Raw genomic sequence first — 12,093 nt, forward strand, 5'->3', positions numbered from 1 at the left:
TCAGGAGGACTCGCGGGCCGCCGGGCCGGTGCCGAAGAGGACGTCGTCCCAGCTCGGCAGGCGCTTGCGCGGCTTGCCGGCGGCGTCGGTGGACTCGGTGCCGGTGCCGCCGGTCGCCGCAGCGGGACCGGTGCGGCGGGGCCGGAGCACGGCCAGCGACGGCACGGCCGGGATCTCCTTCGGCGCGTCCGAGTCGTCGTCGAACGCGGAGCCCTGGCCGCCGCCGAGCAGCGCGGCCGCGCCACCGGTGACCGCCCGCTGGCGGGGGGCGTCGGACCCGGCCAGCGCGGCCGGGGAGCGGGTGTCCAGACCGCGGCCGGACGTGCCGCCGAGCGGCCGGTCCAGCGAGGCGAGCAGCGCGTCCCGGCCGGCGCGGATCGGGTCCCGCCCCGGACGGGCGTGCTCGGCGGGCGACGGCAGGCCGTGCCCGCCCCGGCTCGGCTCGCCGCGCGACGGGCCGGGCAGCGCGTGGCCGCCCCGCTCCGGCGCCGGCTCCTGGCCGAGGATCGGCGTGGGGCGCTCGGCGCACAGGTATTGCGCCATGTCGTCGTGCGGCGCGACGTTCTGCCGGGTCTTGTCGAGATCCCAGACCGCCTGCGCGGTGGCCTTGCCGGACGGCCAGGTGGCGATGATCCGCCAGGTGCCGTCGTCGCGGCGGTAGGCGTCCCAGGAGATCTTCTCGGTGTCGATCCCGTGCTGGGCCAGCCGGCCGTTGACGACCTCGGCCAGCGGGGTCGGCTTCTCGGCGCCCTTGAGTCGGGTGCGCCGGGCGTGCTGGGCGAGCATGGCCCGCTCCTGGAGGACCGGGCCGGCATAGCGCAGGACGCGGTCGACCGGGACGCCGGCGATCCGGGCGACGTCCTCGGCGGACTCGCCGGAGCGGATCCGGGCCTGGATGTCCCGCGGGGAGAGCGACGGCGTCGGGTCGGCGGCGCTCGGCACCACCGCGAGCGGGGCCGCGCCCGGCTCGGCGTGCATCGCCGAGGCGATGCGCTCGTCGATGGGCAGGGCGAGCAGGCGCCCGACCTCGTCGGCGAGCACCAGAGCCTGGCCGTCCTCCGAGAGGGCGACGAAGCGTACTGGGCGCATGGGCTTGCCTCCGTCCCGCTTCGCTGGCCGTCACGCCACGAGCCGGCCACCCGGGCGTCTCGAACCACCGTACGCTCATCTACCCGAAGGTGGGGGATGCGACACCCCGGCATGTTGCGACTGAGCTGCGGCGATGATCACGGTGGGTGGTCGCCGGAGCCCCGACGACCACCCACCGTCACCACACGATCAGAGCCGCTCGACCACGTAGTCGATGGACGCGGTGAGCGCCTCCACGTCGGCCGGCTCGACGGCCGGGAAGAGCGCGACGCGGAGCTGGTTGCGGCCGAGCTTCCGGTAGGGCTCGGTGTCGACGATGCCGTTGGCGCGCAGCACCTTGGCGATCGCCGAGGCGTCCACCCCGTCGGCGAAGTCGATGGTGGCGACCACGTTGGAGCGCAGCGCCGGGTCGGTCACGTACGGGGTGGCGAACGCCGAGCGCTCGGCCCAGCCGTAGACGATGCCGGCGCTCTCGGCGGTGCGCTTGGCCGCCCAGGCCAGCCCGCCCTGCGAGTTCATCCAGTCGGTCTGCTCGGCGGCCAGGAAGATGGTGGCCAGCGCCGGGGTGTTGTAGGTCTGCTCCAGCCGCGAGTTGTCGATCGCGGTGACCAGGTCGAGGAAGGCGGGGATGTAGCGACCCGACTCCTTGATCTCGGTGGCCCGGGCCAGCGCGGCCGGCGACATGAGGGCCAGCCAGAGGCCGCCGTCGGAGCCGAAGCACTTCTGCGGGGCGAAGTAGTAGACGTCGGTCTCGCCGACGTTGACCTCCAGGCCGCCCGCGCCGGAGGTGGCGTCGACCAGCAGCAGCGAGCCCTCGTCGGCGCCGGGCACCCGGCTGATCGGCACCGCCACGCCGGTGGAGGTCTCGTTCTGCGGGGTGGCGTAGACGTCGACGCCCGCCTCGGCGACCAGGGTCGGCGCGCTGCCCGCCTCGGACTTGCGCACGGTCGGCTCGCCCAGGAACGGCGCGTCCTTGACCGACTTGGCGAACTTGGCGCCGAATTCGCCGAAGCTGGCGAACTGGGCCCGGTCGCGGATCAGGCCGAAGGTGGCGACCTCCCAGAACGCGGTGGTGCCGCCGTTGCCGAGCACCACCTCGTAGCCCTCGGGGAGGGCGAAGAACTCGGCGAGGCCGCGGCGCAGCCGGGCCACCTGGTCGCGGACCGTCTTCTGCCGGTGCGAGGTGCCCAGGTAACTGGTGGCGACGTCGGCGAGGGCGGACACCGCCGCGGGACGGACCTTGGACGGCCCGCAGCCGAAGCGGCCGTCGGCGGGCCTGATGTCGTCGGGAATCCGGATGGTCGGTGCGTCAGCCACGGTTGTCTCGATCCTTCCGCGTGGGCGAGGGCGGGCCCTTCAGCGGGCGCGGAGCGACGGCGGCCACGCGTGGGCGCGCGGCGGAGCCGGGTCCGAGCCCGGTCCGGCGGCACTGCCGGCCTTCATCCTCGCACCCGGGCCGCCCGGCCCGGCGGCTGGTCCCACTCCCGGAGCTGAGGGATGCGCCACACGCGCCAGGGCCCGGTCCGCGACGGACCGGGCCCTGGCGAGGGGTACGCGGGGAAGGATCAGACGCCGTGCGGGATGGCGTCCCAGCCCTCGACCTGCTGCGGCTTGCGGCTGCCCGGCCCGATGTAGCGGGCCGACGGGCGGACCAGCCGCTGGAGCTTCTTCTGCTCCAGGATGTGCGCGGACCAACCGCCCATCCGGGCACAGGTGAACATCGAGGTGAACATGTGCGCCGGCACCTCGGCGAAGTCCAGCACGACGGCCGACCAGAACTCGACGTTGGTGGCGAGCACCCGGTCCGGGCGGCGGGCCTGGAGCTCGGCCAGGGCGGCCTTCTCCAGCGCCTCGGCGATCTCGAAGCGCGGCGCGCCCAGCTCCTTGGCGGTGCGGCGGAGCACGCGGGCGCGCGGGTCCTCGGCCCGGTAGACCCGGTGGCCGAAGCCCATGAGCCGCTCGCCCCGGTCGAGGACGCCCTTGACGTAGCCCTCGGCGTCGCCGCTGCGCTCGACGGCCTCCAGCATGCTGAGCACCCGGGACGGCGCGCCGCCGTGCAGCGGGCCGGAGAGCGCGCCGATGCCGGAGGAGATGCAGGCCGCGGCGTCGGCGCCGGTGGAGGCGACGATCCGGGCGGTGAAGGTGGAGGCGTTCAGGCCGTGCTCGGCGGCCGAGATGAAGTAGGCGTCGACGGCCTTGACGTGCCGCGGGTCGGGCTCACCCCGCCAGCGCTTCATGAACCGCTCGACGATCGTCTCCGCCTTGTCGATCTCCTTCTGCGGCACGGCCGGCAGGCCGAGGCCGCGGGCGGACTGGGCGACGAAGGACAGCGCGGTGACCGACACCCGGGCCAGGTCCTCGCGGGCCTGCTCGTCGGAGATGTCGAGGAGCTGGTTGAGCCCCCAGTACGGGGCGAGCATGGCGACCGCGGACTGCACGTCGACGCGGATGTCGCCGGAGTGCACCGGCACCGGGAACGGCTCGGCCGGCGGCAGGCCCGGGCCGAAGCGCCCGTCGACCAGCAGCGCCCAGACGTTGCCGAAGGAGACCTGACCGATCAGATCCTCGATGTCCACGCCGCGGTAGCGCAGCGCGCCGCCCTCGCGGTCCGGTTCGGCGATCTGGGTCTCGAAGGCTACGACGCCCTCCAGGCCCGGTTTGAAGTCGGACATGTCGTCTCCTGGCTTCCGGCGGTGGTGGTGGCCGCGCGGGCTGGACGGGCCCGCGGTTTGGGCGACCCCTCAGGGATGTGTTCGGAACATCTTGCCTGCTCGGTAACCGGCTCCGCGACCCGCAGCGACTGTGCGCCACATGACATCCCCGCCGGTGGACAAGCTCACGGGCTGGAGAAGACTGGGTGGCGGGGCCTGGCCAGCGTCGGGGGACGCCGGCATCCCCGGGAGAGGGACGACGAGAGTGACGGGTGACACACCTGCCCCGGCCGGTATGCGTAACGAGTACGCCGCCGACCTGGGCCTTTCCGAATCGGATCTCGCGCCGGACTGGCACACCCAGTTCGCCCGCTGGTTCGCCGACGCGGTGGCGCATCCGCTGCCCGAACCGAACGCCATGGTGGTCGGCACGGCCGACGCCGACGGGCGGCCGAGCGGCCGCACCGTGCTGCTCAAGGGGTACGACCCGGACGGGTTCGTCTTCTTCACGAACTACGGCTCCCGCAAGGGCGGCGAGGCGACCGCGAACCCGTGGGCGAGCCTCGTCTTCCCGTGGTTCCCGATGCACCGGCAGGTGACGGTCACCGGTCGGGTGACCCGGGTCGACCGGGCCGAGACCGAGGCGTACTTCGCCGCCCGGCCGCGTGGCTCCCAGCTCGGCGCCTGGGCCAGCACCCAGTCCCGGGTGGTCCCGGACCGGGCGGCGCTCGACGCGGCGTACCGGGCGGCGGCCGAGCGCTTCGCCGACGTGGACGAGATCCCGGCGCCGCCGCACTGGGGCGGGTTCCGGGTGCGGCCGGAGACGGTGGAGTTCTGGCAGGGCCGGGCCAGCCGGCTGCACGACCGGCTGCGGTTCCGGCGTACCGGGGACGGCGCCTGGGTCATCGAGCGGCTGGCCCCGTGACGGGGGTGAAGGAGGCCCGGCCGCGCGGAGCGCGCCGCTGGGCGATCGACCTGCGTCCGCTGGGTGTGCCCGCGTACCGCCGGGTGTGGCTCGGCAACGCCGTGGCGATGTTCGGCTTCCAGTTCACCGCCGTGGCGGTGCCGGTGGAGATGTTCGACCTGACCGGCGGCTCGTTCTGGGTCGGCCTGCTCGGGATCGCCGGCTTCCTGCCGCTGCTGGTCTTCGGGCTGTGGGGCGGGGCGGTCGCCGACGCCCGGGACCGGCGGCGGGTGCTGCTGGGCGGGGGCGCCCTGCTCTGGGCGTCGACCCTGGCGCTGCTGCTCCAGTCGCTGCTGCGGGTGGGCAGCCCGGTGCTGCTGTTGACCCTGGTCGCGGTGCAGTCGATCGCGTTCGCGATCACGTCGCCGACCCGCAGCGCGATCCTGCCCCGCCTGGTGCCGGCCGAGCTGGTGCCGGCGGCCAGCACGCTGAACTTCACCACGTTCACGGCGACCTCGGTGTTCGGGCCGCTCGCCGCCGGGCTGATCTTCGCCACCTGGCCCACCGACGTGGGGCTGCCGATCGCGTACGGGGTGGACGGGCTGCTGTTCACCGTGTCGCTCTGGGCCACCCTGCGGCTGCCCGCCATGCCGCCCGAGCCGGATCCGGACGGCGACGGCACGCCGCGCAAGGCGGGGCTGGCCAGCATCGTCGACGGGCTCCGCTACCTGGCCACCACGCCGGTGCTGCTGCTCTCCTTCGCCATCGACCTGATCGCGATGATCCTGGCCATGCCCCGGGCGCTCTTCCCCGAGCTGGCGCACGAACGCTTCGGCGGCGGGGCGGCGGTCGGCTGGCTCTACAGCGCCATCGCCATCGGCGCGATGCTGGGCGGCCTCACCTCGGGCTGGATCGGCCGGGTGCGCCGGCAGGGGCTCGCGCTGTCGGTGGCCGTGGTCGGCTGGGGCGTGGCGATCGCCGCCGCCGGGCTGGCCCGCCAGCTCTGGCTGGTGGTGGCGCTGCTCGGCCTGGCCGGCGCCGCCGACCTGGTGAGCGCGACCCTGCGGCAGTCGATGCTGCTGGTCTACGCGCCGGACCGGATGCGCGGCCGGCTCCAGGGCGTCAACACGGTGGTGGTCGCGGGTGGCCCGCGCCTGGGCGACCTGCGGGCCGGCACGATGGCCGCCGGATTCGGCACCGGGGTCGCCATGGTCGCCGGCGGCCTGGCCTCCGCTGTCCTCGCCGTCGCGCTGGTCGCGATCTTCCCGGCGCTGCTCCGCTACCGGGCCGCCGCCCAGGCCACCGACCGGGAGCGGTCCTGACGCCGGACGCCGGCCGGCGCCGTTCCCGGTGGCCGGGGTCGCCTCCGGCGAGCCGGGTGGGCCGCCGGCTGGGACGCCGGCCGGCATCCCCTCGCGGCGTCGGGGCGACGGGCTAAGGTCGCCGGCATGGAGACCGACGCGCGCCCGTCCCCGTCCGGCACACAGTGGACCATCGCGGCCGACGGCCACGAGGCCGTCGTGGTCGAGGTCGGCGGTGGCCTGCGGACCTACCGCCACGACGGGATCGACTACCTCGACGGGTACGAGGCGGACGAGCTCTGCCCGGGTTCGGCCGGTCACGTGCTGGCGCCCTGGCCGAACCGGATCCGGGACGGCGTCTACACCTTCGGTGACCGGTCGTTGCAGCTCGACCTGACCGAGCCGGCCCGGCACAACGCCATCCACGGCCTGGTCAACTGGGTGCGGTGGCAGCTCGTCGAGCAGTCGCCGGAGAGCGTGACGCTCGGCTACGAGCTGCCGCCCAGTCCCGGCTACCCGTGGGCGCTGCGGCTGCGGAGCCGGTGGAGCGTCGGGGCGGACGGGCTGCGCGCCGACCACGAGGTGACCAACCTGTCCGGCGAGCCGGCCCCGTTCGGCTTCTCGGTGCACCCCTACCTGCAGCTGCCGAAGGTCGGCGTGGACGAGCTGACCATGCGGGTGCCGGGGCGGACGCGGGTGCTGCTGGACAACCGGCTGCTGCCGGTGGCCGCGACCGGCGTGGCCGGCTCCGAGTACGACTACACGGAGCCCCGCGCGATCGGCGCCGCGGTGCTCGACGTGGCCTTCGGTGACGTGGTGCGGGACGCCGACGGCGGCTCGTCGGTGACCCTGGCGGCCCCGGACGGCTCGGCGGCGGTGCACATCTGGGCCGACGGCGAGTTCGGCTGGTGGCAGGTCTTCACCGGCGACACCCTCACGGGGGAGCGGCACCGGCGTTCGGTGGCGGTCGAGCCGATGACCTGCCCGGCCGACGCGTTCCGCTCCGGCCGGGACCTGATCACGCTGGCCCCCGCGCAGACCTGGCGGGGCACGTGGGGCATCCGGCCCGGGGTCTGAGCGTGGAGTTCGCCGAGGTCGTCCGGCGCCGCCGGATGGTCCGCAACTACGACCCGGACCGCCCGGTCCCGCCCGACGTGGTGGACCGGCTGCTGGACCACGCCGTCCGGGCCCCGTCGGCCGGGTTCGCCCAGGGCTGGGGCTTCCTGGTGCTGGAGGAGCCGGCGGACCGGGAGCGGTTCTGGGCGGCGGCCACCCCGGGTGGCGGCGGCCGGGAACGCTGGCTGGCCGGGATGCGCAAGGCCCCGCTCATCGTGGTGCCGCACGCCAACCGGTCCGCGTACCTCGACCGGTACGCCGAGCCGGACAAGGGCTGGGCGGACCGCTCCGAGGACCGCTGGCCCGTGCCCTACTGGTATGTCGACACCGGCTTCGCCGCCCTGCTGATGCTGCTCACCGCCGTGGACGAGGGGCTGGGCGCCTGCTTCTTCGGCATCCCGCCGCAGCGGATCGAGGCGTACCGGGAGGCGTTCGGGGTGCCGGCGGAGTACCACCCGATCGGCGCGGTCACGGTAGGTTATCGGGCACCCGATCACCGGTCACCATCGTTGCGGCGCGGCCGCCGGCCGGTGGACGAGGTGGTCCGGCGGGGTCGCTGGAATTGAGGGTGGTTCAGCGCGTCCGGCCCGGGTATCGGCGGTAGCGAAACCGACATGAGGGAGTAAAACGCGGTGTGGCGCGTGCGGCTAGGCTGGCACCGACATCATCGGCCCGGCCGGGGGGAGGGGAGCGTGCCGTGATCTTCAGGGCGGTCCGGGACGGGCGTCCCTACCCGGAACACAACCTCACGCTCAAGCAGTGGGCCGAGATCCCGCCGCGTCCGCTGCGGCTGGACCAGCTCATCACCACCAAGCGGGAGCTGGCGCTCGACAAGCTCCTCGCCGAGGACTCCACCTTCTACGGCGACCTCTTCCCGCACGTGGTGCAGTGGAACGGCGGCCTCTACCTGGAGGACGGCCTGCACCGGGCGCTGCGCGCGGCGCTCCAGCAGCGCAACCAGATCCACGCCCGGGTGCTGGTGCTCAGCGGTCAGCCCGAGTGACGCGCCCCTGAGTCTTCGTTAAGGTGACGCCATGACCCCTCTCGACCTGCTGGACATCGACGCGTCGCTGGGCGAGGAGGAGCGGCAGATCCAGGCCGTCGTGCGCCAGCTCGTCGACGACCGGGTCCGCCCGCACGTCGCCGGCTGGTACGAGGACGGCCACGTCCCGGCCCGCGAGCTGGCCAGCGAGTTCGGCAAGCTCGGCCTGCTCGGCATGCACCTCACCGGCTACGGCTGCGCCGGCGCGTCGGCCGTCGCGTACGGGCTGGCCTGCCTGGAGCTGGAGGCGGGCGACTCCGGCCTGCGCTCGCTGGTGTCGGTGCAGGGTTCCCTGGCCATGTACGCCATCTGGCGCTACGGCAGCGAGGAGCAGAAGCAGCGCTGGCTGCCCGCCATGGCGGCCGGCGAGGCGATCGGCTGCTTCGGGCTGACCGAGCCGGACCACGGCTCCGACCCGGCCTCGATGGCAACCCGCGCCCGGCGTGACGGCGACGACTGGATCCTCAGCGGCACCAAGCTGTGGATCACCAACGCGCCGATCGCCGACGTCGGGGTGATCTGGGCGCGCACCGACGAGGGCGTCCGCGGCTTCGCCGTACCCATGGACACGCCCGGGGTGACGGCGCGGGAGATCCGGCACAAGATGTCGCTGCGCGCGTCGCTGACCGGCGAGATCGCCCTCGACGACGTGCGGCTGCCGGCGGAGGCCCGGCTGCCCGAGGCGATCGGGCTCAAGGCGCCGCTGAGCTGCCTCACCGAGGCCCGGCACGGCATCGTCTGGGGCGCGCTCGGCGCGGCCCGGGACTGCCTGGAGACCGCCCTGTCCTACGCGACCACCCGGACCCAGTTCGGCCGGCCGCTGGCCGGCTTCCAGCTCACCCAGGCCAAGCTCGCCGACATGGCCGTCGAGTGGAACAAGGGGTTGCTGCTCGCGCTGCACCTGGGGCGCCTGGCCGACGCCGGCAAGCTGCGCCCGGAGCAGGTCAGCGTGGGCAAGCTGAACAACGTCCGGGAGGCCCTGGCCATCGCCCGGGAGTGCCGGACCATCCTGGGCGCCAACGGCGTCTCGGGCGAATACCCGGTGATGCGGCACGCCAACAACCTGGAGAGCGTGCTGACCTACGAGGGCACCTCGGAGATCCACCAGCTGGTCATCGGGCAGCGGCTGACCGGGCTGTCCGCGTTCGCCTGAGCTGCGGATTCACCCGATCCGGTCGCTCGACGAGCGACTGTCGCACGGTGGCCGTACCGTCATTCTCAGTCGATGTGTCTGACGAGGACGGTGAGGGGCGATGGCCCGCGACGGTGACATCAACGAGCCCACCCGGGAGTTCCCGGAATACCCGACCGGCGAGTCCCTCCGGGCCCGGTCGGACGTTCCGGACGACACCCGGCCCGGTGCCCCGGCGCCGTCCGGGGGGCCGGTGCGGGGCCTGCTCTGGGTGCTCGGCGCGGCCGCGCTGGCCGTGGTGGTGCTGCTCGGCGTGCAGGCGACCGGCCTGCTGCCGGAGTTCCGCAACCCGTTCGCCAAGGAGCAGACCGACCGCAGCCAGCCGCCGCTGCTCAAGTCGATCCGCGACCTGAGCCGCTACGTGGCCGCGGAGGGCAACTTCCAGGTGGTCGTCGACGTGCAGAAGGACCGGCGCAACGTGCCCGACTTCCTGCTCAACGAGCGCACGCTCTTCGTCGGGGCGGGCCGGATCGAGGCGTACGTCGACTTCGCGAAGATCGCCGACGGGGCCGTGGTGGTCTCCGACGACGGCAAGTCCGTGGAGATCAAACTGCCCGCGCCGCAGCTCGGCGAGACCGACCTGGACATGGACAAGAGCTACGTCTTCGCCGAGCAGCGCGGCCTCATCAACCGGCTGAACGACCTGGTCGGCGGCGACCCCAACCGGCAGCAGCAGGTCTACCATCTCGCCGAGGACCGGATCACGGCGGCGGCCCGCGACAGCGGGCTCACCGCCCGGGCCGAGGAGAACACCCGCAAGATGCTGGAGGGGCTGCTCCGCTCCCTCGGCTACCAGAAGGTGACCGTCACCTACACGGCGCCCTGACGCCGGCGGCGCCCGCCCCGGTTGGTCCCGGGGCGGGCGGCACGGGTCAGTGGCGGCTGGTGGCCAGGTAGCGGTCCTCGTTCGGCATGAGGACCCAGAGGATCAGGTAGACGATCACCTGCGTGCCGGGCAGCAGCAGCGACAGCAGGAACAGCAGCCGGACCATGCCGGCCGACATGCCGAACCGCTGGGCCAGGCCGGCGCAGACGCCGGCGAACATGCGCCCCTGGCGGGGCCGGACCAGTTTGCGACTCATCGTCGAACTCCCACTTCTGCGGCGATCCGCCGCGCTGATTCCACGGTAGGAACGGACGCGCCTCCCGCCCTCGGTCCCGAGGAGGATCGGCGACCCGGGAACCCGTAGGTGCTTTACCCCGGCCGGCCATGATCGATTCACCGGCCGGTCAGCCGGTGACGGTGGGTTGACGGCAGGTGCGGAGGGTAGGCTCGCCGGTCGGGCGCCCACACCCCGGGTGCCGCCCGCCGCCTCCCGCACCGGGGAGCGGCACACACCGGGCCGGACCCGCACGACGGGGACGACGGCGAGGAAAGTGCAGCCATGATCAGTGTTTTCGACCTCTTCAGCGTCGGTATCGGGCCGTCCAGCTCCCACACGGTGGGCCCGATGCGGGCCGCCCGGACGTTCGTGGCCGGGCTCAAGGCCGACGGCCAGCTCGCCGACGTCGTGCGCGTGCAGGCCGAGCTGTTCGGCTCGCTGGGCGCCACCGGTCACGGTCACGGCAGCGACCGCGCCGTGCTGCTCGGGCTGGAGGGGGAGATCCCGGAGACGGTCGACACCGACTCGGTCGGGCCGCGGGTGGAGCGGATCCGCGCGCAGCGCCGGCTCAGCCTGATGGGCAGCCAGGAGATCGGCTTCGACCCGGACCGGGACCTGGTGATGCACCGCCGCCGGTCCCTGCCGTACCACCCGAACGGGATGACCTTCGCGGCCTTCGACGCGGCCGGGCAGCAGGTCCGGGCACGCACCTACTACTCCGTCGGCGGCGGGTTCGTGGTCGACGAGGCGGCCGCCGGGGCGGACCGGATCAAGCCGGACAGCACCCGGGTCCGCCACCCATTCCTCACCGGCGCGGAGCTGCTGTCGGTGACCACCGCCACCGGGCTCTCGATCAGCGAGGTGATGCTCGCCAACGAGCTGTCCTGGCGCAGCGAGGCGGACGTTCGGGCCGGGCTGCTGGAGATCTGGCGGGTGATGCGGGAGTGCGTCGAGAACGGCTGCGCTCACGACGGTGTGCTACCGGGCGGGCTGAAGGTGCGCCGCCGGGCGGCCGAGCTGCGCCGCAGCCTGGAGGCGGAGGCCGGCGCCACCGACCCGCTGCACGCCATGGACTGGGTCACCCTCTTCGCGCTCGCCGTCAACGAGGAGAACGCGGCGGGCGGCCGGGTGGTCACCGCGCCGACCAACGGCGCCGCCGGGATCATCCCGGCCGTGCTGCACTACTACACCCGGTTCGTGCCGGACGCCTCCGAGGAGGGCGTGATCCGCTTCCTCCTCGCGGCCGGCGCCATCGGGGTGCTGTTCAAGGAGAACGCGTCGATCTCCGGGGCCGAGGTCGGCTGCCAGGGCGAGGTCGGGTCGGCCTGCTCGATGGCGGCCGCGGGGCTGGCCGAGGCGCTGGGCGGCACGCCCCAGCAGGTGGAGAACGCGGCCGAGATCGGCATGGAGCACAACCTCGGGCTCACCTGCGACCCCGTCGGCGGCCTGGTGCAGATCCCGTGCATCGAGCGGAACGCGGTCGCCAGCATCAAGGCGATCACCGCGGCCCGGCTGGCGCTGCGCGGCGACGGGGTGCACGCCGTGTCGCTGGACAAGGTCATCAAGACCATGCGGGAGACCGGCGCCGACATGAAGATCAAGTACAAGGAGACGGCGCGGGGCGGTCTCGCGGTCAACGTGATCGAGTGCTGACGAACCCGAAGGGGTGACCTGGCGGGTCCGCACGCCGGGCCG

Annotated in this window: 12 protein-coding genes; 8 read left to right on the plus strand and 4 right to left on the minus strand. The window is 73.8% G+C overall.

The window, feature by feature from the left end; all coding sequences use genetic code 11:
- The 3 genes from sepH to ABZ452_RS08580 form a co-directional block, all read right to left on the minus strand.
- Positions 1-1,089 (minus strand): septation protein SepH, encoded by a 1,089-nt coding sequence (sepH, locus tag ABZ452_RS08570; protein ID WP_357940375.1) that lies wholly within the window; start codon positions 1,087-1,089, stop codon positions 1-3.
- Positions 1,090-1,278: 189 nt separating this feature from the next.
- Positions 1,279-2,406: a phosphoserine transaminase gene (serC, locus tag ABZ452_RS08575; RefSeq protein ID WP_357940377.1), complete on the minus strand. Its 1,128-nt coding sequence runs from the start codon at positions 2,404-2,406 to the stop codon at positions 1,279-1,281.
- A gap of 248 nt (positions 2,407-2,654) precedes the next feature.
- Entirely contained in the window at positions 2,655-3,761 is a 1,107-nt protein-coding gene (locus tag ABZ452_RS08580) for a citrate synthase 2 (protein WP_357940379.1), read from the minus strand.
- Positions 3,762-4,035: 274 nt separating this feature from the next.
- On the opposite strand from ABZ452_RS08580, the gene pdxH reads away from it, so the two are divergent.
- The 7 genes from pdxH to ABZ452_RS08615 all read left to right on the plus strand — a co-directional run bounded on the left by pdxH (position 4,036) and on the right by ABZ452_RS08615 (position 10,121).
- The gene (gene pdxH / locus ABZ452_RS08585; RefSeq protein WP_357940381.1) at positions 4,036-4,665 is read left to right on the plus strand and encodes a pyridoxamine 5'-phosphate oxidase; all 630 of its coding nucleotides are present in this window, start codon (positions 4,036-4,038) and stop codon (positions 4,663-4,665) included.
- Positions 4,662-5,966 carry an MFS transporter gene (locus ABZ452_RS08590; protein WP_357940383.1) on the plus strand — a complete coding sequence of 435 codons (1,305 nt, stop codon included), beginning with the start codon at positions 4,662-4,664 and terminating at the stop codon, positions 5,964-5,966. The genes pdxH and ABZ452_RS08590 overlap by 4 nt, the downstream gene beginning before the upstream one ends.
- A gap of 126 nt (positions 5,967-6,092) precedes the next feature.
- Positions 6,093-7,022: an aldose 1-epimerase family protein gene (locus tag ABZ452_RS08595; RefSeq protein ID WP_357940385.1), complete on the plus strand. Its 930-nt coding sequence runs from the start codon at positions 6,093-6,095 to the stop codon at positions 7,020-7,022.
- A gap of 2 nt (positions 7,023-7,024) precedes the next feature.
- Positions 7,025-7,627, plus strand: a complete 603-nt coding sequence (locus ABZ452_RS08600) for a nitroreductase family protein (RefSeq protein ID WP_357940387.1) — start codon at positions 7,025-7,027, stop codon at positions 7,625-7,627.
- Positions 7,628-7,758: 131 nt separating this feature from the next.
- A complete protein-coding gene (locus tag ABZ452_RS08605; RefSeq protein ID WP_073839113.1) occupies positions 7,759-8,064 on the plus strand; it encodes a type II toxin-antitoxin system VapB family antitoxin in 306 nt (101 codons plus the stop codon).
- Between the two features lie 31 nt (positions 8,065-8,095).
- Entirely contained in the window at positions 8,096-9,256 is a 1,161-nt protein-coding gene (locus ABZ452_RS08610) for an acyl-CoA dehydrogenase family protein (protein ID WP_357940389.1), read from the plus strand.
- 100 nt (positions 9,257-9,356) lie between these two features.
- The gene (locus ABZ452_RS08615; protein ID WP_357940391.1) at positions 9,357-10,121 is read left to right on the plus strand and encodes a DUF4230 domain-containing protein; all 765 of its coding nucleotides are present in this window, start codon (positions 9,357-9,359) and stop codon (positions 10,119-10,121) included.
- 46 nt (positions 10,122-10,167) lie between these two features.
- On the opposite strand, the gene ABZ452_RS08620 is transcribed toward ABZ452_RS08615, so the two are convergent.
- Positions 10,168-10,377, minus strand: a complete 210-nt coding sequence (locus ABZ452_RS08620; protein ID WP_355639028.1) for a PspC domain-containing protein — start codon at positions 10,375-10,377, stop codon at positions 10,168-10,170.
- 303 nt (positions 10,378-10,680) lie between these two features.
- On the opposite strand from ABZ452_RS08620, the gene ABZ452_RS08625 reads away from it, so the two are divergent.
- Positions 10,681-12,051, plus strand: coding sequence for an L-serine ammonia-lyase (locus ABZ452_RS08625; protein WP_357940394.1), 1,371 nt, complete (start codon positions 10,681-10,683; stop codon positions 12,049-12,051).
- The last annotated feature ends 42 nt before the right edge of the window (positions 12,052-12,093 follow it).

The sequence above is a fragment of the Micromonospora sp. NPDC005707 genome (genome assembly GCF_040631005.1).
Taxonomy (GTDB): domain Bacteria; phylum Actinomycetota; class Actinomycetes; order Mycobacteriales; family Micromonosporaceae; genus Micromonospora.